Source organism: Rouxiella aceris (assembly GCF_012933545.1).
Taxonomy (GTDB): domain Bacteria; phylum Pseudomonadota; class Gammaproteobacteria; order Enterobacterales; family Enterobacteriaceae; genus Rouxiella; species Rouxiella aceris.
Map to the genome: position 1 here is coordinate 259762 of NZ_JAADJU010000006.1, position 22487 is coordinate 282248.

The window sequence follows — 22487 nt, forward strand, 5'->3', positions numbered from 1 at the left end:
AGCGGAGGGAGACGTTTTTGGCTCCCGACCGAGCAAGGGGACTGCGCAGCAGCGCGGCTCGTGCCACGCAGGGGGTAACTGAAACATAGCCGGTAATAGGCAGCAGACGCATCAAAGACACCAAAAGGCCAAGGATTGTTAAGGAGCGGGCCAGCGCTCCTTAACTCGGTTCGGCACAGCGGGTTAAGTGGCCACCGCAATAATAAAACCGAAACAGCTCCTCGGAGTTAATTGACTTTAAGCCAAACCGGCACTGTTTACATAGCTAGTTGGCACATTCAGAGACGGCGCCGCGCGAAGCGGAGGGAGACGTTTTTGGCTCCCGACCGAGCAAGGGGACTGCGCAGCAGCGCGGCTCGTGCCACGCTGGGAGTGACTGAAACATAGCCGGTAATAGGCAGCAGACGCATTAACAACACCAAAAGGCCCAGGATTGTTAAGGAGCGGGCCAGCGCTCCTTAACTCGGTTCGGCACAGCGGGTTAAGTAGCCACCGCAATTATAAAACCGAAACAACTCCTCATAGCCCATTGATTTTAAAATCAGAAATTGCCATTTAAGCCCAACCGAAACAGCTCCTCTAAAGCCAATTGCCTTTTAAGCCAAAAAATTGCCATTTAAGCCAAACCGGCACTGTTTACATAGCTAGTTGGCACATTCAGAGGCGGCGCCGCGCGAAGCGGAGGGAGACGCTTTTGGCTCCCGACCGAGCAAGGGGACTGCGCAGCAGCGCGGCTCGTGCCACGCTCGGAGTCGCTGGAACATAGCCGGTAATAGGCAGCAGACGAATCAAAGACACCAAAAGGCCCAGGATTGTTAAGGAGCGGGCCAGCGCTCCTTAACTCGGTTCGGCACAGCGGGTTAAGTAGCCACCGCTATTATAAAACCGAAACAACTCCTCATAGCCCATTGACTTTTAAGTAGTAAATTGACATTTAAGCCCAAACCGAAACAATTCCTCTAAAGCCAATAGCCCTTTAAACCAAGAAATTGCCATTTAAGCCCTAAGCCTATCAAGTCACTGGCGCAGGATTAAACACTGCCAAGGCATTATGAATACCCCATTGATCTGACCAGGTTTTCTTGCGGCCACTGGCAATATCCAGAATAAAATGGAACAACTCCCAGCCAACATCCTCAATGGTGGCATCGCCAGTGGCAATAGTACCGGCATTGAGATCCATCAGATCAAACCAGCGGTCTGCCAGTGTGGTGCGGGTCGCCATCTTGATCACCGGTACGGCCAGCAAACCGTATGGCGTGCCGCGCCCGGTGGTAAATACCTGCACGGTAATACCCGAGGCCAACTGCTGGGTTCCGCAGACAAAGTCACTGGCTGGCGTTGCCGCATAAATCAGCCCGCGCTTGGTAGGACGTTGACCCGGAGACAGCACCTCAACAATGGCGCTGGTACCCGATTTGGCAATAGAACCGAGCGCCTTTTCCACCACGTTGGCCAGACCGCCTTTTTTATTGCCGGGAGACGGGTTAGCGCTGCGGTCAGTCAGACCATTGGCCAGATAATTGTCATACCAGGCCATTTCTTCCAGCAGACGTTTACCTACGCTTTCATCGGCAGCACGCGGCGTCAGCAAATGAATGGCATCGCGTACTTCGGTCACTTCCGAGAACATCACAGTCGCGCCACAGCGTACCAGCAAGTCCGAGGCAAAACCGACCGCAGGATTGGCGGTGACACCGGAGAAGGCATCGCTGCCGCCACACTGCGTACCTACCACCAGATCGGACACCGGACAGGTTTCACGCTGACGTTTGTTCAAACGCTGCAGATGGAAATGCGCCACAGTGAGGATATCGTCCACCATCGACTGAAAGCCGACATGCTTTTCATCTTGCAAACGCACAATTTTAGCGTCATCAAGAGAAATAGCCTGCACGTCAGAGGTTCCCTCCAGCAGTTTTTCCGGTTGCAGTTTTTCACAACCCAGACCGACAACCATCACCTCGCCACCAAAATTGGGGTTAAGCGCCAGGTTATGGATAGTGCGAATTGGCACCACCGCAGCAGGGGCATTGATTGCTACGCCACAGCCATAGAGATGATTAAGGCCCACCACACCATCGACGTTCGGATATTGCGGCAGTAGGTCGCGTTCGATGATTTTAACTACATAATCGACGACACCGGCCACGCAATGCACGCTAGTGGTAATACCGAGCAGATTTTTGGTACCCACACTGCCGTCTTTATTGCGATAACCCTCAAAAGTATACCCCTCAAGCGGTGGCAGCGCTGCCGGAACTCGCGTCGCCAGCGGCAGTGTCTCCAGTGCCGGAGCCAACGGCAGTTCAACCAGCGACTCATCAATCCAGCCGCCTTGCGGGATATTTCGTACGGCATAGCCAATAACTTCGCCATAACGAATTATATCTTCACCTTTGGCGATGGCTTGCAAAGCCACTTTATGGCCTTGAGGTATATGCTCAACCAATTCCAGGCCGTCGGCAAACCGCGTTCCGGCAGTGAGCCCGTTGTCATTAACAATAATGGCAACATTGTCACTCTCATGAACTTTTATATATAAGGCTTTGGCGGCCTGTTCCAATGTACGTGACATAAAAGTCTCCGCTTAAAAACGCTTTCTGTAATTAAAATCCTGGTTCTCGATTAAAAGAGTGGGTTTTAACGTTGTTCTCTGAAACTGAATGTTTACTTAGTCATGCAATACGGGTTAATGGCAACGATTATAAAGCAAACCCTTAGATTGCTCATTGTGCAATTGACTAGCTTTCAACGACTATAGCGCAATTTTCTCTGGCATATGATGGATAAAGTGTGACTCTTATCACTATTTTTTGTGAGGTTTATTTAGCTGCCAAAAGAATGTGATTTCTATCCCATCGGAATGTGACTTTGCCATGAAAAATGCGTTTATCAAGGCTGTATTATTGGGCGCTTGCACAGTGTTATTTCTGCTTTATCTTTTTATACTGGCTATACCCTCTGAAGGTAGCCTTAGCAAACAATACGGGTGAGTTATGGGCGTTAATCTTCCTAAAGGATCTTTATTGTTACAGGGATGAATAACCGCGAGTCCAGTACATTTAAAAACATTGGTGGAATTAAAAATGATGTCTATGACTGGCCGCAACGTGTTATTGAGAGGGAAAAAATGAGTGTTCAATCTATTACTACGGAGAATAAGCAGACCCACGTCCGTTATATTATTTTGCTTATTATCTTTATTATTACCGCTGTTAACTACGCAGACCGTGTCACCCTGTCAATAGCAGGCACCGAAGTATCGAAAAGTCTGGGGCTGGACGTTGTCGATTTGGGCAAAATATTTTCCGCTTTTGGTATTTCGTATCTATTAATGCAGCTACCTGGCGGCTGGTTACTTGACCGCTTTGGTACTATTAAAGTTTATACCTATAGTCTGGTTTTCTGGTCGTTCTTTACTCTGTTACAGGGTTTCGTTGGCTGGTTTCCGGTTGCCTATGCAGTAATGTCACTGTTTTTACTTCAGTTTCTATTGGGCTTTGCCGAGGCGCCGGCATTTCCTGCCAATGCCAGAATGGTGGCAGCCTGGTTTCCGGCCAAAGAGCGCGCCACCGCTTCATCTATTTTTAATGCGGCGCAGTATTTCTCGCTGGCGATCTTCTCGCCCTTTCTCGGCTGGCTGACCTATGCCTGGGGATGGCAAAACGTCTTTGTCGTGATGGGTGTTATTGGCTTTGTGCTGACTATTTTCTGGGTGAAGTTTGTACGTAACCCTCTCGATCATCCCGGGGTTTCGGCCAGTGAGCTGAAATATATCGAGCAGGGCGGTGCCGTGGTCAATATGGACCAGGACAGAAGTAAAACGGGCAAAAAAGGACCGAAATGGGACTATGTTCGTCAATTGCTGAGTAGCCGCATGATGCTGGGTATTTTCTTTGGCCAATATTTCCTTAATACCATCACCTGGTTTTTCCTCACCTGGTTTCCCATTTATCTGGTGCAGGAAAAAGGCATGTCGATTCTGAAAGTCGGCCTGATTGCCTCTATTCCGGCTATGTGTGGATTTTGTGGCGGTATCCTCGGTGGCGTGGTGTCTGACCATTTGCTTAAACGCGGCTTCTCACTGACTGCGGCACGTAAAATTCCTATCGTCTGCGGCATGATCCTCGCCTCTGGCATCATTCTTTGTAATTACACCAATAACAATGTGTTAGTGGTGGCCTTAATGGCACTGGCCTTTTTTGGCAAAGGGTTTGGTGCCCTGGGTTGGCCGGTGATTGCCGATACCGCCCCTAAAGAGATGGTGGGTATGTGCGGGGCTATCTTCAATATTTTCGGTAATGTCGCTTCAATTGTTACCCCTTTGCTGATTGGCTATCTGGTTAAAGGTTTACATTCATTTAATAGCGCACTGATCTTTGTTGGCTGTTCTGCGCTGATGTCGATGCTCTGTTATTTGCTGGTTGTGGGTGAAATCAAGCGCCTGGAATTCAAGAAAAACTAATCTGAGATGGAGCCGGACGATGCTGACTGTCCGCTCCCATAATTGAGGTTTCGTATGAGTAATCAAGTGATCACAAACCGTTTTCGTCAGGATTTGCTGGCAGGGAAAACCGTAATCGGTTGCTGGTGTGCACTGAGTAATCCGATTTCGACAGAAGTTCTCGGACTGGCGGGCTTTGACTGGTTGTTGCTCGATGGTGAACATGCGCCAAATGATATCACCAGCTTTGTGCCACAGCTGATGGCGCTTAAAGGCAGCAAAAGTGCCCCAGTGGTTCGGCCACCAACCAATGAGCCGGTGGTGATCAAACGCCTGCTGGATATCGGCTTTGCCAACTTTTTGGTGCCTTTTGTCGAAACTCGTGAGCAGGCGGAACGTGCCGTGGCTTCTACCCGTTACCCGCCAGCCGGTATCCGCGGCGTGTCAGTTTCTCATCGCGGCAATATGTTCGGCACTGTGGCCGACTACTTCGCCAACAGTAACGACAACATCAGTGTGATGGTGCAGATCGAAAGCCAGCAAGGGGTCGACAATATTGATGCCATCGCCGCAGTTGACGGTATTGACGGGATTTTTGTCGGGCCAAGCGATTTGGCTGCGGCTCTCGGCCATTTGGGTAATGCCGGCCATGCCGATGTGCAGGCAGCAATCAAACATATCTTTGACCGTGCCAAAGCGCAGGGCAAACCAAGCGGCATTCTGGCACCGGTTGAAGCCGATGCCCGCCGCTATATGGAATGGGGCGCAACCTTTGTTGCCGTGGGCAGCGATTTGGGTGTTTTTCGCGCCGGGACTCAGGCGTTGTGCGACCGTTTCACTAAATAACTAATGAGGTAGTAAGTATGAAAATCGGATTTATTGGCCTGGGTATCATGGGCAAACCCATGAGTAAAAATCTGCTGAAAGCGGGCTATTCACTGGTCGTACTGGATAATAACCCGGTCGCGGTCGCGGAACTGGTTGCCGCGGGCGCTGAAAAAGCAGACTCACCCAAGGCGATTGCGGCACAAAGCGATATAATTATCACTATGCTGCCTAACTCCCCACAGGTAAAAGAAGTGGCGCTGGGCCAAAACGGCATTCTCGAAGGTGCGCGTGAAGGCACTATCCTGATTGATATGAGCTCGATTGCCCCTTTGGCCAGTCGTGAAGTCAGTGAAGCGCTGGCGGCGAAAAAAGTCATTATGCTCGATGCGCCGGTCAGCGGCGGTGAACCAAAAGCCATTGACGGTACCTTGTCAGTAATGGTCGGCGGCGACAAAGCGGTCTTTGATCAATGCTACGAAGTGATGAAATGTATGGCCGGTTCTGTGGTGCATACCGGTGATATCGGTGCCGGTAATGTCACCAAACTGGCTAACCAGGTGATCGTCGCGCTGAATATTGCCGCCATGTCAGAAGCCCTGGTGCTGGCGACCAAAGCCGGGGTGGATCCGGATCTGGTATTCCAGGCAATTCGTGGTGGCCTGGCGGGCAGCACGGTGTTGGAAGCCAAAGCACCGATGGTGATGGATCGCAATTTCAAACCCGGTTTCCGTATCGATCTGCATATCAAAGATTTGGCCAATGCCCTGGATACCTCTCATAGCGTTGGCGCGCAACTGCCGCTGACCGCCATGGTGATGGAAATGATGCAAGCGCTGAAAGCCGACGGTCACGGACAATCTGACCATAGCGCTTTGGCACGCTATTATGAAAATCTGGCGAAAGTTGAAGTGACCCGGTAGTCGCTCGGGAGTCGCACCGTCGTTTGGCGGTGAACTCCCGGCTGATTAGGTGTAAATCTGACAGGACGCATTTTCACAGCCGTGCGGATTGTTTATGAAAGTGGATTATTTATGAAAATAGTAATCGCACCGGATTCATTCAAAGAAAGTTTGTCTGCCTTGGATGTGGCAACGGCCATTGAAAGTGGCTTCCGTGAAATTTTTCCCCAGGCAGAGTATATCAAGCTGCCTGTGGCTGACGGAGGCGAGGGCACAGTGGAAGCCATGGTGGCAGCAACCGGGGGACGAGTGGTGGCGGTTAAGGTCACCGGCCCACTCGGTCAGCCGATCGACGCTTTCTTCGGACTTTCTGGCGATGAAAAAATAGCTTTTATCGAAATGGCGGCGGCTAGCGGTTTGGAATGCGTACCGCCCGCCAAACGGAATCCATTAAAAACCACCTCCTTTGGCACCGGAGAGTTGATTAAAAATGCCCTGGATCACGGTGTGGAACATTGCATCATCGGTATCGGCGGTAGTGCTACCAACGACGGCGGAGCCGGTATGGTCCAGGCGTTGGGTGTCAGATTGTTGAGCAAAGAGGGGAAAGAGATTGGTTTAGGCGGCGGTGAGCTGATTAATCTGGCAAAAATCGACGTCAGTGGTCTCGATGAGAGAGTAAAAAAATGCCGCTTTGAAGTCGCCTGTGATGTCACTAATCCGCTCACTGGCGCGAAAGGGGCAACGGCAGTGTTTGGCCCACAAAAAGGGGCGACGCCAGAGATGATCACTCAGCTTGACGGCTATCTGCAACACTATGCCCAGGTTATTCACCAGCAGTTGGGGATTGACGTTGAGCACGTTCCAGGAGCCGGGGCAGCCGGGGGAATGGGGGCGGCGCTGTATGGTTTCTGTCATGCCGAGCTGCGTCAGGGAATTGAGATTGTCACCGAAGCCCTGGGGCTGGACGCGCTGGTGAAAGATGCCACCCTGGTGATCACCGGGGAAGGTCGCATCGACAGCCAGAGTATCAATGGCAAGGTGCCGATCGGCGTGGCGCGCATAGCCAAGCGCTATAATAAACCCGTTATTGCCATTGGTGGCAGTCTGACCAAAGACGTGGATGTGGTTTATGAGCACGGTCTGGATGCGGTATTCAGCGTGCTGTATAGCATTTGCACGCTGGAAGATGCACTGGACAATGCGGCTGATAATTTGCGCAAAGCGGCGCGTAATATTGCAGCGACTATCCGTCTGGCGCAAAAAATGTAACCTCATTGCCGAGGTGTGTCTTAAAAGCCGATATCTTGCAGTCAGGGTATCGGCTTTTTATTGCCTGCTTGCCTGACACCGTTAATGCTGTTGCAAATGGGTTTTTGCATCGCGGATAACATTGTCAATTTCATCGATAAGCTCAAACCACTCCGGCTCCAGTTCTTCGAGGGGCACGTTTTTGCGCAGCTGTTGTTCAATGTAAAAACACAGTTGTTTTAAACGGGGCACGCCGCTGTAGCTGCAACTGCCATGCAGTTTATGGATTAACGCTAAAATATCGTCGTCCTGTTTGCCCTGGCTAATGGCGGTAACGCGCTCACTGACCTGCGGCAAAAAGTCGACCAGCATCTGTAGCAAATCTTTGGCCAGCGTCTCTTTATTGGCCGACTGGCGCAGTGCCAGCGCCCAGTCCAGTGTCCTGGGTACGGAGGTTTCTATCGGTTTATCTTCGTAAGCGAGAGTCAACGCCGATGCCTGCAAGGCACTGGCATGATAGCGAGACAGCACGGTTTTCAGCATGCCTTCGTCAATGGGTTTTGAAAGATAATCCTCCATACCCGCTTTGATAAATTGCTCTCTTTCACCGCTCAATGCATGGGCAGTTACTGCCACAATCGGTGTATTGCTGTGATGAGGCAAAAGATGAATCAGCTCACTGGTGCGAATACCGTCAATATTGGGCATTTGGATATCCATTAAAATTACATCCATATTGACGTTTTTTGCCAGCTCAATCGCCTCTTCTCCGCTGTTGCACAGCAACGTGGTTTCTACCAGTTCCTCAAGCAGGGCGCCGATAAGCTTTAGATTTGCCGGATTATCATCGACCGCCATCACCGTCATTGGCAGCCGTTGGCTACTGCCCTGATCCTGGTCGTTGTCTGCTGCCTGCGAGTTTTCCAGCAAAAAGGGCAGCAGGCGAACGCTGGAGACGGGCTTGCTGACACAGGCGTATACCCCTTTGCTTTTCAGTTGCTCAGCCGATATCTGGAACTGGCTGGGTAGCGCCAGGATCAGACGATCGCTGACATCCAGCAGCTTCTGCAGGTGTTCGTCATAGTCGGTAAGATGATGGTTAAGACGGATCGGCAGACCATAGAGGATAAAATCGTAATGTTTGTCCGGCAACTGGCTGAGGCTGGTGCGATAGATCACTTCCACCGGCGTGGCGGCCATCACTTCTTTGACTGCTTTGGCGGCCGTTGGATTGGCCTCGATATAGGCTAATTTTTTACCTTGCAGGCAAGCCATGGAGAGTGGGGTGTGATGATGGTTTTCGTTGAGCTCAAGGGTGATATGAAACCAGAAGGTTGAACCGCGACCTGGCTGGCTGTAAAAACTGATATCGCCGCCCATTTCCTTGACCAGCCGCTGGGTGATCACCAGCCCCAGTCCGGTGCCACCATGACGGCGGGTTATACTGGCATCCGCCTGGCGGAAAGCCTGGAACAACTGTGACTGCTGGCGCTCTGAGATACCGATGCCGGTATCATGGATTTGTACCTCCAACTCCACTTGCAAATTGTTTTGCGAGCGTAATTCCACATTGATATCAATATTGCCATTTTCGGTGAATTTAATGGCATTACCCAGTAAGTTGGTGACAACTTGCTGTAGACGCATCGGATCGCCAAGCACATCTTCCGGCACATTGTTATGCACGTTGATGGTCAGCTCCAGCCCTTTGTCATGGGCACTGTGGGCCAGCAAAATGACCACCTCGTCGAGCATTTCGCGCAGGGAGAACGGAATATGCTCCAGCACCAGCTTGCCCGCTTCCAGCTTGGAAAAGTCGAGCACGTCATTAATGATGGTCAGCAGGTTATTGGCCGATCGTTCGATGGTTTGCAGATAGTCGGTTTGCGTCGGGGACAGCTGGGTTTTTAGCGTCTGTCGGGTAAATCCAATCACGCCATTAAGCGGCGTACGCAGTTCGTGCGACATATTGGCCAAAAACTCGGACTTGATCCTCGCTGCTTCCTGGGCGCGTTTTTTGGCCAGATCCAGCTCAACGTTCTGGATCTCCATTTGTTCCAGGGTCTCCCGCAGATCCGAGGTGGCCTGATCGATATTCTGCTGCACTTCTTCGTGATAGGCGGTCAATGACATGGCCATCGAGTTAATGCCGTTTTTCAGCATATTGAGTTCGCCAAGCATATTGCCCTCAACCCGGCTGTCGAGCTGACCGCGGCGAATGCGGTCCACGGTATTGACCATATTGCGGATGGGACCGGTAACATCGCGCATCAGGCGATAGGCAAACAGCGTGGCGATGCCCAGGCAAGAGAGCAGCAACAAGGCGGAGACAAAGGCTTCCTGATACTGCTGCAGGCGCACCGAACTGAGATCCAGCTCAATGGCGATATAGCCCAGATTGTGATCGGCCGACTCGCGAAAGGCGTCATCATCGGCAAGGGTATTATTTTCCGCCAGAATGGGCGTTCGCAGGATAATCGAGTCGCCGGTGTGCTCCTGCGACAGTTCCTGAGGCAGCGGGGTGCCGGGTTTCACCTGTAATAGCGTGCCGTCGCGCAGTGAATTGGAGGTGGAAAACAGTTTGTTGTCGCCATCATAGACGCTGATGGCGCGCACAATCTCAGAGTGGGTGCGGTGCAGACGATCAATCACGCGGGTAATGGGAGCTCGCTCGCGTAATGTCATGCCGTACTCACTGGCTACCGCCAGGGGTTCTATAATACTGGCACCTGCGTCGATTAACTGGTTCTGCAACTCATTGTAACGATGCACCACAAAAAAGGTGCTGAGCAGCAAACCGATCATCAATGTCGGTGCCAGAATCAGAATCATCATCCGTGCCCGAAGGCTATATTTGGTCATGGGGTTCCAATGTGGGAGAATTGGTAACTGAACTGAAGTATACCCAAAGTCCTTGCCGACAAGCGAACGCTGTCACGCCTAAGACAATAGTGACAGAAGCAACGGCTGTCTATGTGCTGGATGCGGCAAGTGTACACCTCACCGGACGCCGACTTCGGTGAGTAACAGGGACAAGAGACGCCAATACATCTGCAACATACAAGATGAAGGGTATAAGTTTAATAAACCAGTGTGCAAACAACAATCATGGCCCAATTTTACTCCCCCAACCGGCGCGTAACGACCCGGCAAACGATAACGGTAACGGCAACTGACCTGGATGTCTTTGGACAAGGGGTAGCTCACCATAACGGTAAAGCAATTTTTGTCAGCGGGCTGCTGCCGGGTGAACAGGCAGAAGTGACACTGAGCGAGGATAAACGCCACTACGCCAAAGGGCGGGTCAAGCGTTTACTGACCACCAGCGAGCAACGGATTACCCCCGCCTGCCCACATTTTTCGGTGTGTGGTGGCTGCCAACAGCAACATGCCAGCGTGGCCTTGCAGCAAAGCAGCAAGGCTGAGGCGCTACTGCATTTGATGGCCCGCGAGACCGGCATCAATGTTGAACCGGCAGCGGTCATTGCCGATCAACCCTACGGTTATCGCCGTCGGGCAAAACTTGGCTTGCAGATTGCTTGCGCCAAGGCGGGAGCAAAGAATATGCCGACGCTGGGGAAAATCCCCAAAAAGACGGCGCAGACCTCGGCAACACTGGTTATGGGGTTTCGCCAGGAAGGGTCAAACTCGCTGGTGAATGTCACCCGGTGTCCGGTGTTACGCCCGGAACTGGAGCAACTGTTGGTGCCACTGCACCACTGTTTGTCCAGGCTTAACGCAGTTAACCGTCTGGGACACGTGGAATTGGTGTTGGCGGATAACGGTCCGGTGGTGGTGCTGCGCCATCTTGATCCGCTGGATGACGCCGATCGTCAACATCTGCTGGACTTTGCCCGGCAGCATCAGTTGGCGTTGTTTTTGGCTGCCGACAGCGATGAACTGGAAAAGCTGTGCGGTGAGGCTCCCTTTTACCAGATTGACGGCGTAGACCTCTATTTCAGTCCGCGAGATTTTATTCAGGTTAATGCAGCGGTAAACCAAAAAATGGTCGCCCAGGCGTTAACCTGGCTGGATATTCAGCCGCAGGACCGCGTTTTGGATCTGTTTTGCGGTATGGGCAACTTTACCTTGCCGATGGCAAAACGGGCAAAGCAGGTTGTCGGCATAGAAGGAGTTGCCACGCTGGTGGCGAATGGGCAAGATAACGCTAAGCGTAATCATTTATCCCATGTCTCTTTTTTCCATGAGAATCTTGAGGACGACGTGAGCCGGCAACCCTGGGCGGTGCAAGGATTCGATAAAGTGTTATTGGATCCTGCGCGTGCCGGTGCGGCCGGTGTCATGGCGCATATTATAAAGTTGGATCCCCGGCGGGTGGTGTATGTCTCTTGCAATCCCACGACGCTGGCGCGCGACAGCAAGATTTTGTTGGCGGCGGGCTATCGACTGGCCGAGGTGCGGATGCTGGATATGTTCCCGCATACCGGTCATCTTGAATCGATGGCTTTGTTTATCAACCAGTCTGGTGCTTAAATTATATACCCAGAGTGATGGGCGTTGCCGCAGGGCAGCAAACGGGCACTCCAGCGCGTTCATTGGAACGACGCGGGTGTTCAAGTACGACGGGTATACCAGAAACGTAGGGAGAGGTTATGGTTGCGGTAAGAAGTGCACATTTGAATACGGCTGGCGAATTTGCGCTTGACGAGTGGATCACAACTTTAGGCATCTCCAGCCCGCAATCATGTGAGCGTTTAGCCGAAACCTGGCGTTACTGCGAAAAACAGACGCAAGGACATCCTGATGCCTCGCTGCTGCTGTGGCGCGGGCTGGAAATGGTCGAAATCCTTTCCACCCTGAGTATGGATATCGACAGTATGCGCGCGGCGCTGCTGTTCCCGCTGGTTGATGATGGCATTATCGATGAAAACACGCTGACCGAGCAGTTTGGCAAGGGGATTACCGACCTGGTGCAGGGTGTGCGTGATATGGATGCCATTCGTCAGCTTAAAGCGACGCAAAATGACGACTCCATGGGCGCCGAGCAGGTGGATAACGTCCGCCGCATGCTGCTGGCCATGGTGGAAGATTTCCGCTGCGTGGTGTTAAAGCTTGCCGAACGTATTGCCCATCTGCGCGAAGTCAAAGACGCGCCGGAAGAGGAGCGCGTGCTGGCGGCCAAGGAGTGTAGCAATATCTACGCCCCACTGGCCAACCGCCTGGGTATTGGCCAGTTAAAATGGGAGCTGGAGGATTTTTGCTTCCGTTATCTGCACCCGGACGAATATAAGCGCATCGCCAAACTGCTGCACGAACGCCGCATCGACCGCGAACAATATATTGATGACTTTGTCTCCACCGTGCGCAGCGCCATGGCAGAAGAGGGCATCAAAGTCGACGTCTATGGTCGGCCAAAACATATCTACAGCATCTGGCGCAAGATGCAGAAAAAATCCCTCTCCTTTGACGAACTGTTCGACGTGCGTGCGGTGCGCGTGGTGGTAGAACGTTTGCAGGACTGCTACGCCGCTTTAGGTATTGTCCACACCCATTTCCGTCATCTGCCCGATGAGTTTGATGACTATGTCGCCAACCCCAAGCCGAACGGTTATCAGTCGATACATACCGTGGTGCTGGGACCGCGTGGCAAAACTCTCGAGGTACAGATCCGTACCCGACAAATGCATGAAGATGCCGAACTGGGTGTCGCTGCCCACTGGAAATACAAAGAAGGTACTGCCGTGGTCGGTGGCCGCAGCGGGGGCTATGAAGGGCGTATCGCCTGGCTGCGCAAGCTGATTGCCTGGCAGGAAGAGATGGCCGATTCCGGCGAAATGCTCGACGAAGTACGCAGTCAGGTATTCGACGATCGGGTGTATGTCTTTACGCCGAAGGGGGATGTGGTCGATCTGCCGATGGGTTCGACGCCGCTGGACTTTGCCTATCATATCCACAGCGATGTCGGTCACCGCTGCATCGGTGCCAAGATTGGCGGGCGTATTGTGCCCTTTACCTATCAGTTACAGATGGGCGACCAGGTGGAGGTGATTACCCAGAAGCACCCGAACCCAAGCCGCGACTGGCTGAATCCAAGCCTCGGTTATATTACTACCAGCCGTGGCCGCTCAAAAATTCACAACTGGTTCCGCAAGCAGGATCGCGACAAAAACATTTTGGCGGGCAGACAGATCCTCGACGAGGAGCTCGATCGTCTGGATATCAGTCTGAAAGATGCCGAAAAACTGCTGTTGCCGCGTTATAACGTGCATTCGCTCGACGAGATCCTGGCGGCGATTGGCAATGGTGATATTCGCCTGAACCAGATGGCCAACTATCTGCAGTCACAGTTGAAGAAACCGAGCGCCGAGCAGCTAGACAGCGAAGCGTTACGTCAGCTGACGCAGAAAAGCACCCGGCCGCCGGTGCGTAACGGTGCCAAGGACAATGGCCGCGTGGTGGTAGAAGGCGTCGGCAATCTGATGCACCACATTGCCCGCTGCTGCCAACCGATCCCGGGCGACGAAATCGTCGGCTTTATCACCCAGGGGCGCGGTATTTCCATTCACCGTGCCGACTGCGATCAGCTTGAAGATCTTCGCTCCCATGCGCCGGAACGTATCGTTGACGCCGTCTGGGGCGAAAGCTACTCCAGTGGTTATTCGCTGGTGCTGCGCGTGGTGGCCAACGACAGGAGTGGCCTGCTGCGTGATATCACCACCATTCTGGCCAACGAAAAAGTTAACGTGCTTGGCGTGGCCAGCAGGAGTGATACCAAAAAACAGTTGGCAACCATCGATATGGATATCGAGATCTACAACCCGCAGGTGTTGAGTCGGGTGATTGCCAAACTCAATCAGCTTCCCGATGTGATCGACGCCAAACGATTGCACGGCAGTTGAGACGCGCTATGCCCGCTGTTGCAGGGTACTGTCAGGCATCAGACGCCGCGGTATCCTGCAACAGCGGGACCTCTCTCAAGGTCCGATATCCGGGCCTGTTTTACCGGTAACGAAAACGGACGATCACTATGACCACTTTGCCCCCTCTGCAACGCCTGCTGTCTATCATGAAAACACTGCGCGACCCGGTTGCCGGTTGCCCGTGGGATAAAGAGCAGACTTTCGCCACTATCGCCCCTTATACCCTGGAAGAGACTTACGAAGTGCTCGACGCCATTGAACGCCAGGATTTTGCCGATCTGCGCGATGAGCTGGGTGATCTGCTGTTCCAGGTGGTGTTTTACGCCCAGATGGGCAGCGAGCAGGGATTATTTGACTTTGATGATATCTGTACCGCCATTTCAGACAAACTCGAGCGGCGCCATGAGCATATTTTCAACGTTGAAAACACCACGCCAGCGGCGTTAACCAGTCGTGATGTGTTGGTGAACTGGGAGAAAGGCAAGACGCAGGAGCGCGCGGATAAAGCTCTGTTCTCGGCGCTGGACGATATTCCTGGCAACCTGCCGGCCTTGATGAAGGCGCACAAGATCCAGAAACGTTGCGCCAACGTCGGCTTTGACTGGACGACGCTGGGACCGGTGCTGGACAAGGTCTATGAAGAGATCGACGAAGTGATGTTTGAAGCCAAACAGGCAGTGGTCGACGAAGAGAAACTGGGCGAGGAAATTGGCGATATGCTGTTTGCGACCGTCAATCTGTCACGGCACCTGGGTCATAAGGCCGAGGGCGCGCTTCAGGCGGCCAATCGCAAATTTGAACGTCGTTTTCGTCAGGTTGAGCAAATAATTCACCATGCCGGTCTGAAAATGGAAGAGGCCAGCCTGGAACAGATGGAAGAGGCCTGGCAACAGGTCAAACAGCTGGAAAAATCAGGGGCTAATTAAAATTTACGTTGCTGTGATCAATATCAAGATCCCGTAACACGCCGCTGCTAACATAGCTTTCGTCAATAAAGTGGCGGCAAAGGCCATAAAAGTTAATAAATTGAATTATAAAGCGTTTTTTTGTCGTCTACGCCTTATTATTTTAAATATTTCACATTAGTTGTCTGTTTTATAAGGGTTTTACGATGTTCAGACCCAAAGTGTCAAGGCGAGGGGTTGCCGGAGGGTCGGCAGGTGAAGAGAGTAAAACGATTGTTTGTGGCGCACTCAAGGTTCGGGTATACTGCTTTCCCGTCTTGGTTATTCCATCGTCTTTAAACCTAACCTCTCAGGTTCAGCATGACAACTAATTATATTTTTGTGACCGGCGGGGTCGTATCCTCTCTGGGTAAAGGCATTGCCGCAGCCTCTTTGGCGGCTATTCTCGAAGCCCGTGGCCTGAACGTTACCATCATGAAACTCGATCCCTACATCAACGTGGATCCGGGTACCATGAGCCCAACCCAGCATGGGGAAGTCTTCGTTACCGAAGATGGCGCGGAAACCGATCTCGATCTGGGTCACTACGAACGTTTTATTCGTACCAAAATGACCCGTCGCAATAACTTCACCACCGGTCGTATTTATTCCGATGTCCTGCGCAAAGAGCGTCGGGGTGATTATCTCGGTGCGACTATCCAGGTTATCCCGCATATCACCAACGCCATCAAAGAACGCATCATTGAAGGCGGTGAAGGGCATGACGTGGTATTGGTCGAAATCGGCGGCACCGTAGGTGACATCGAGTCTTTGCCTTTCCTTGAAGCTATTCGCCAGATGGCGGTAGATGTCGGCCGTGAACATACGCTGTATATGCACCTGACCCTGGTGCCTTATATGGCTGCCGCCGGTGAAGTGAAAACCAAACCGACGCAACACTCCGTAAAAGAACTGCTATCCATCGGTATTCAGCCAGACGTGCTGATCTGTCGTTCCGATCGCTCGGTTCCTGCCAACGAAAGAGCAAAAATCGCCCTGTTCTGCAACGTGCCAGAGAAAGCGGTTATCTCATTAAAAGACGTTGATTCCATTTATAAAATCCCGGCGCTATTGAAATCACAGGGCCTGGACGATTATATTTGTAAACGATTCAGCTTAAGCTGCAAAGAAGCCGACTTGGCCGAATGGGAACAGGTTGTCTACGAAGAAGCCAACCCGGGCGGCGAAGTATCTATCGGTATGGTCGGTAAATATACCGAACTGCCAGATGCCTACAAGTCAGTGATCGAAGCGTTGAAACACGCTGGCCTGAAAAACCGTCTGACGGTCAATATCAAGCTGATCGATTCCCAGGATGTAGAAACCCGCGGCGTGGAAATGCTCAAGGGGCTGGATGCGATTTTGATCCCTGGTGGCTTCGGCTATCGCGGCGTAGAAGGCAAGGTAATGACTGCCCGCTATGCCCGTGAAAACAATATTCCTTATCTGGGCATTTGCCTGGGTATGCAGGTCGCGCTGATGGAGTTTGCCCGTAATGTCGTGGGCATGGAAAACGCCAACTCTACCGAATTTGTGCCAGACTGTAAGTACCCTGTCGTGGCACTGATTACCGAATGGCGCGATGAAAACGGTAACGTCGAAGTGCGTTCCGAAAACAGTGATTTAGGCGGCACTATGCGTGTCGGTGGACAACAATGCCACCTGACCGAAGGTAGCCTGGTTCGCCAGATGTACGGTGAGCCGACTATAGTTGAACGTCATCGTCACCGCTATGAAGTAAACAATATGCTGTTGAAACCTATCGAAGCAGCGGGTTTACGCGTAGCAGGTCGCTCTGGCGATAAGCAACTGGTGGAAATTATCGAGTTGCCAAACCACCCATGGTTTGTTGCTTGCCAGTTCCATCCGGAATTTACGTCTACGCCGCGTGATGGTCACCCGTTGTTTGCAGGCTTTGTGAAGGCTGCCGGTGAGTATCAGAAGCGTCAGGTAAAATAAAATACAAGGGAAGCGATGTGCCGCCCGAGTGCGGTGCATCACTTGTCTGAAGCTTTAGTTTAACTTGTACTGAGGAAATCCTAATGTCCAAAATCGTTAAAGTGCTCGGTCGTGAAATCATCGACTCCCGTGGTAACCCGACCGTAGAAGCTGAAGTTCATCTGGAAGGCGGTTTCGTAGGTCTGGCTGCTGCGCCATCAGGTGCATCAACAGGTTCTCGCGAAGCGCTGGAATTACGTGACGGCGACAAATCCCGTTTCCTGGGCAAAGGCGTAACCAAAGCAGTTGCAGCGGTTAACGGTCCTATCGCTCAGGCAGTAATGGGTAAAGACGCGAAAGACCAGGCTAACATCGACAAGATCATGATCGACCTCGATGGTACCGAAAACAAATCTCAATTCGGTGCTAACGCGATTCTGGCTGTTTCCCTGGCTGCTGCTAAAGCGGCTGCTGCTTCAAAAGGCATGCCTCTGTATGAGCACATCGCTGAACTGAATGGCACCCCAGGCGTATTCTCTATGCCACTGCCTATGATGAACATCATCAACGGCGGCGAACATGCCGACAACAACGTCGACATCCAGGAATTCATGATCCAGCCTGTTGGCGCTAAAACTCTGAAAGAAGCTGTGCGTATGGGTTCTGAAGTGTTCCACACCCTGGCTAAAGTTCTGAAATCCAAAGGTATGGGTACTGCTGTTGGTGACGAAGGTGGCTATGCGCCAAACCTGGGTTCTAACGCAGAAGCACTGGCTGTTATCGCTGAAGCAGTAAAAGCTGCCGGTTATGTGCTGGGCAAAGACATCACTCTGGCAATGGACTGTGCGGCTTCCGAGTTCTACAAAGACGGCAAATATGTGCTGGCTGGCGAGAACAACAAAGCGTTCACTTCTGAAGAGTTCACCCACTTCCTGGAAGACCTGACCAAAGATTACCCAATCGTTTCTATCGAAGACGGTTTGGACGAATCTGACTGGGATGGTTTTGCTTACCAGACCAAAGTCCTGGGCGACAAAATCCAGCTGGTTGGTGACGATCTGTTCGTAACCAACACCAAGATCCTGAAAGAAGGTATCGATAAAGGCATCGCTAACTCCATCCTGATCAAATTCAACCAGATCGGTTCACTGTCCGAAACTCTGGCTGCGATCAAAATGGCGAAAGACGCTGGCTACACTGCCATCATCTCTCACCGTTCAGGCGAAACCGAAGATGCAACTATCGCTGACCTGGCGGTAGGTACTGCAGCTGGCCAAATCAAAACTGGTTCTATGAGCCGTTCTGACCGTGTTGCCAAGTACAACCAACTGATCCGTATCGAAGAAGCGCTGGGTTCACGCGCTCCTTTCAACGGTCTGAAAGAAGTTAAAGGTCAGTAATTACTGGCCCTGGCTTTGCAGCAACCCGCTGCGGCGCTGAGAGATATCTAATCACTCAGCGCTACTAAACCAACCCGATAGTACGGAAGGTTTTGGCGAGGTGTCTGAAAACAGTATTCAGTTCTGTTGTTCTAAAAATTAGCGGAGAGTATCGCAAGATATTCTCCGCTAATATTATCTACACCCTCCCTGGTCATAGCCTCCCATGCCGTAAGTTTGACAAAACGAGCAGCCGTTCACTCCAACCTGTATCATATCCAGATCACACTTGTTCTTTATGTTGGCGTTTTGTGTGCCCTTCGTCAGCCTCAGGCTGTTTTTGAGCTCGTAGTTCCTGCGGCAAATCGGCATTTTCCAGCGATGCATATTTGTTGTCTTCATCACTCATGGCATTTTTAAAACCTTTGATTGACGTCCCCAGGTCGGCCCCCAGTGAGCTCAGCTTTTTGGTGCCAAAAAGCAGAACCACAATAATGACGATAATTAATAACTGCCAGATACTTATGCCCGCCATATATATTCCTTATTGCCAAATAATAATTAAAGGCGTGCGGGATATACGCCTTGGTATAAACGATGAAACAGGAATTATCGTATCCAGATCGGATAGATTTCCGTCAGCTATTGCCTGGCGATAGCGCAAGACATTCAAAGTAAGCCAGGTTAGGATAAATGATAGCCTTGCTCTGTGCGTGCATCAGTGGTTTCTGCTACGGTTTCGCTGCTATTATGATGTCAGGTATCTGATTATTAAGTACATCATCACTGCTTCTGCCCAGTTTGGGTAAACGGCCAATGGTTTTTTCTTTAATGTCTCCAAACCAAAATTCCGGTTCAATTCGAATTTTCATACTTTTCACTTTAAAGCTGGGCGTGTAATTACCCAGTTCAGAGAAGTCCGTCACCCTCGGGGTGGCAAAAACGTTGCCTTTATAATTGGCTTCGGGGAACAGGAATACTCTAAATCCTCGCCTGACATGAATGTATTTCATATTAAGGCCCGGTGATTGATCATTCTGGTTAATAATATTTGGATAATCACCTGGGCCATAATCTACCAAGCCATTACCATCGTCACCATAGATAGTGCAAAAGCCATCATTGAGTTTAAAATTATAATTTCCGGATTCATAGTATGTCTGGTAGGCAGGTAGGGTAAGCCCTGAGTAACCCCCGCCGTCCGAGTAAGGAGTTAATTGCTGCAGTCGATTCATCTCTTTACAATAAGTATTACTGATAAAATTGGTTAGCATTTTGCTCGCATTAAAACTCAAAATGGTTCCATCGAATTTTTTAAAACCATTCATCATCACCGTTTGAGCTTCACACATGTTCATAATCTGTGTATTCATAAGAAGATAGAGTCGAATACGTTCTCTGATCATATCATGTGTCCAGCGAATGCTATCCCATTGGTCATATCCGGATAATGACGTGGAGGTGTTGCCAGGATTGGTATAAGGATAAATATTAACTGTGCGCCATTGCCCAAAACCTGTTGTACCAATATCAGTCAACCCGATATCCTTTTCGCCATGAATATCGAAATAGGCTGTATTGGCTAACTTTCCAAGGTAGTCATATTGTCCGGTAATAAATTCTCGCATTAGTGCAAGAGTACCACCAATATTATCTCCTGGCTCAAAGCATTGCAGTCTGGAGTTGAGTGACAGAAAGTAAATAAAATTAAAATCACTAACCAGTTGCGCAGCCTCATAGTGCCTTGTGAATTTGTTATTGTTATAGAAGTAATTTTTTATCTCAAGGCACATATTAATAAGCGGTTCCCATTCGGCCGGGGAACCAAGATCCCATGCGGATTTATCGGCAATATTGGAATTATTGGCCTCAACTGACTCCATTCGCAGTGAATAAGCATCAAGCACGGCGTGAATTTTTTTCTGAATTTGTTCAAACTCATATTGTTCCAGCGCTTCTTTTATCCGCTTATCAATCTCTGCTTTTATGCCATCCCATGTTGGGGCATTACCCGGAAAGATTAAGTCGAAAATTATTACAAACCCCGGGGAGATTGTCCCCAATAGTGTTTTTCCTAAGACTTTACCGATAACTTCGCTATAGCTTTTTTCTATACGATTTTTTAAAAAATCGGTAGCAAATTGCCTGAGGACGGTTTTCCCTTCGTTTGGCATGGATGAAAAAGGTGCGGCACTATCTATTTTGGCGATATTGCTCATTCTGGAATAGGTGTTTTTTTCCACTGGAAGAGCAAGTGCATATTGCGAGAGTAAGCCGCCAGGAAGCACGCTGCCTACAGTTAATGCACCAGTGCCGATCAGAAATTTCCTTCTCGAATTGTTAATATCCTTCATAAAACCCTCGTCCATTTGTTGATGTTTATTTATAGTGGTTAGATCTTATTAAGACGGAATTTATACTTAGCTATTTTAAGAAACTATTGGAAAAGGCTTTTTATTAATCAGAGGATTCTATAGCGCGGGAGTTATTGCTGAACAGAGCGGGCGAATTATCTGTAACCCGTCAGGTCGGTCCGTTTAACGATGTCAAAATAGTTGTCAGGGGGATCGCTGCTGAACGACTCCGGTTACCACTGTCTTTCTCTGCGCTTCGGCATTGAAGACACCATAATCTCCGATTGTATAGGTTTGGCGCAGCTCGCAGGATCTGCGATAATGCCCGCTGACTCCTTTAACGTTGAGATATACATGCAGTACCCGATTAACGAGATGTTCCAAACCCTGCAAGGGGAAGGCTATTTTACCGGCGTGCCGGCTATTTTTATTCGTTTGCAGGGCTGCCCGGTAGGCTGCAGCTGGTGCGACACCAAGCACACCTGGGATAAAATTGCCGAGCGTGAAGTGGATATGCAACGCATCCTGGTGAAAACGCAGGAGAGCGACGCCTGGGGCAACGCCAGCGCCGAACAGTTACATCAGATTATGGTTAATCAGGGCTATAGTGCACGACATATAGTGATCACCGGTGGTGAACCCTGTATTTATGATTTGCGGCCGTTGACCGAGTTGCTGGAGTCTGCCGGTTACCGCTGCCAGATTGAAACCAGTGGCACGCATGAAGTGCGTTGTTCGGCAAAGACCTGGGTGACGGTCTCGCCTAAGGTCAATATGCGCGGTGGTTATGATATTTTGCCGCAGGCACTGGCAAGAGCCAACGAAATCAAACATCCGGTGGCGCGTCAGCGAGATATTGATGCACTTGAGCAGTTATTGGCTACGCTTAACGATCGCCAGGAGAGGATTATTGCGCTGCAGCCAATCAGCCAGAAAGAAGACGCCACCCGACTGTGTATTGCGACCTGCATTGCAAAAAATTGGCGACTCTCAATGCAAACTCATAAATATCTCAATATTGCCTGATAAAACACTATGAGTGGTGCAAGGGCCATCATCAAGTTGCAGAGGCATAAGCTGCCTGGCTGCATCTTGACGGCGAGTGGCTTTAGCCGCGATAAACGCAACCCGCGGTGCAGGTCTCTTTAACCCGAACGGCAGTTAACAGCGGAAGCTGAACTTTCATACGGTTCCAGATCCACTGTGCCAAAACTTCGCTGGTGGGATTCTCTAGACCGGGGATCTCATTAAGATAGTAATGATCCAGGCTATCGAGGGTGGGTTTGAATGCGGCTTTTAGCTCAGCAAAATCCATAACCCAGCCGGTGTAAGCATCGACTTCGCCGGTTATTTCTAAACGTACGGTAAAAGAGTGCCCATGCAGACGACCACATTTGTGCCCGGCGGGAACATGCGGAAGGTGATGAGCGGCTTCGAACTGAAAATCTTTAAATAATGTTGTGGTCATGAACACTGTCTCGTTGACTGCAAAAAACGCGGCATATTAACGGAAACGGCTCTGTTGCGCCATGAGTTATCTACTGTTTACGTATACAGATATCGCGC

At 50.7% G+C, this 22487-nt stretch carries 15 protein-coding genes; 10 read left to right on the forward strand and 5 right to left on the reverse strand.

Annotated elements, in window-relative coordinates:
• Nucleotides 1-1012 precede the first annotated feature (1012 nt).
• Complete coding sequence (gene garD, locus GW590_RS13280) at nt 1013-2578, reverse strand: galactarate dehydratase (RefSeq protein ID WP_169403525.1); 1566 nt, start codon at nt 2576-2578, stop codon at nt 1013-1015.
• 555 nt (nt 2579-3133) lie between these two features.
• Between garD and GW590_RS13285 the strand changes: the two genes are divergently transcribed.
• The 4 genes from GW590_RS13285 to GW590_RS13300 all read left to right on the forward strand — a co-directional run bounded on the left by GW590_RS13285 (nt 3134) and on the right by GW590_RS13300 (nt 7446).
• Nucleotides 3134-4468, forward strand: a complete 1335-nt coding sequence (locus GW590_RS13285; RefSeq protein WP_169403526.1) for an MFS transporter — start codon at nt 3134-3136, stop codon at nt 4466-4468.
• Between the two features lie 54 nt (nt 4469-4522).
• A complete protein-coding gene (garL, locus tag GW590_RS13290; protein ID WP_169403527.1) occupies nt 4523-5293 on the forward strand; it encodes a 2-dehydro-3-deoxyglucarate aldolase in 771 nt (256 codons plus the stop codon).
• Nucleotides 5290-6195: a 2-hydroxy-3-oxopropionate reductase gene (gene garR / locus GW590_RS13295; RefSeq protein WP_328803072.1), complete on the forward strand. Its 906-nt coding sequence runs from the start codon at nt 5290-5292 to the stop codon at nt 6193-6195. The genes garL and garR overlap by 4 nt, the downstream gene beginning before the upstream one ends.
• Before the next feature lie 111 nt (nt 6196-6306).
• Nucleotides 6307-7446 carry a glycerate kinase gene (locus GW590_RS13300; RefSeq protein WP_169403529.1) on the forward strand — a complete coding sequence of 380 codons (1140 nt, stop codon included), beginning with the start codon at nt 6307-6309 and terminating at the stop codon, nt 7444-7446.
• A gap of 81 nt (nt 7447-7527) precedes the next feature.
• Here GW590_RS13300 and barA read toward each other — a convergent pair whose 3' ends face one another.
• A complete protein-coding gene (barA, locus tag GW590_RS13305; RefSeq protein WP_169403530.1) occupies nt 7528-10287 on the reverse strand; it encodes a two-component sensor histidine kinase BarA in 2760 nt (919 codons plus the stop codon).
• Between the two features lie 246 nt (nt 10288-10533).
• On the opposite strand from barA, the gene rlmD reads away from it, so the two are divergent.
• From rlmD to eno, 5 genes are all read left to right on the forward strand, one after another.
• Nucleotides 10534-11919 carry a 23S rRNA (uracil(1939)-C(5))-methyltransferase RlmD gene (gene rlmD, locus GW590_RS13310; RefSeq protein ID WP_169403531.1) on the forward strand — a complete coding sequence of 462 codons (1386 nt, stop codon included), beginning with the start codon at nt 10534-10536 and terminating at the stop codon, nt 11917-11919.
• 119 nt (nt 11920-12038) lie between these two features.
• Nucleotides 12039-14285 (forward strand): GTP diphosphokinase, encoded by a 2247-nt coding sequence (relA, locus tag GW590_RS13315; RefSeq protein ID WP_169403532.1) that lies wholly within the window; start codon nt 12039-12041, stop codon nt 14283-14285.
• A 128-nt stretch (nt 14286-14413) separates the two neighbouring features.
• Entirely contained in the window at nt 14414-15232 is an 819-nt protein-coding gene (mazG, locus tag GW590_RS13320; RefSeq protein ID WP_169403533.1) for a nucleoside triphosphate pyrophosphohydrolase, read from the forward strand.
• A gap of 339 nt (nt 15233-15571) precedes the next feature.
• Nucleotides 15572-17209 carry a glutamine hydrolyzing CTP synthase gene (gene pyrG, locus GW590_RS13325; RefSeq protein WP_169403534.1) on the forward strand — a complete coding sequence of 546 codons (1638 nt, stop codon included), beginning with the start codon at nt 15572-15574 and terminating at the stop codon, nt 17207-17209.
• Nucleotides 17210-17292: 83 nt separating this feature from the next.
• Complete coding sequence (gene eno / locus GW590_RS13330) at nt 17293-18588, forward strand: phosphopyruvate hydratase (RefSeq protein ID WP_169403535.1); 1296 nt, start codon at nt 17293-17295, stop codon at nt 18586-18588.
• Nucleotides 18589-18850: 262 nt separating this feature from the next.
• Here the strand turns inward: eno and tatA are convergent, their stop codons facing one another.
• Together tatA and GW590_RS13340 are read right to left on the reverse strand one after the other, a co-directional pair.
• Nucleotides 18851-19102, reverse strand: coding sequence for a twin-arginine translocase TatA/TatE family subunit (gene tatA, locus GW590_RS13335; protein WP_169403536.1), 252 nt, complete (start codon nt 19100-19102; stop codon nt 18851-18853).
• Nucleotides 19103-19298: 196 nt separating this feature from the next.
• Entirely contained in the window at nt 19299-20921 is a 1623-nt protein-coding gene (locus tag GW590_RS13340) for a hypothetical protein (RefSeq protein WP_169403537.1), read from the reverse strand.
• A 354-nt stretch (nt 20922-21275) separates the two neighbouring features.
• On the opposite strand from GW590_RS13340, the gene queE reads away from it, so the two are divergent.
• The gene (gene queE / locus GW590_RS13345; protein WP_169403616.1) at nt 21276-21947 is read left to right on the forward strand and encodes a 7-carboxy-7-deazaguanine synthase QueE; all 672 of its coding nucleotides are present in this window, start codon (nt 21276-21278) and stop codon (nt 21945-21947) included.
• A gap of 82 nt (nt 21948-22029) precedes the next feature.
• On the opposite strand, the gene queD is transcribed toward queE, so the two are convergent.
• A complete protein-coding gene (gene queD, locus GW590_RS13350; RefSeq protein WP_169403538.1) occupies nt 22030-22389 on the reverse strand; it encodes a 6-carboxytetrahydropterin synthase QueD in 360 nt (119 codons plus the stop codon).
• Nucleotides 22390-22487 lie beyond the last annotated feature (98 nt).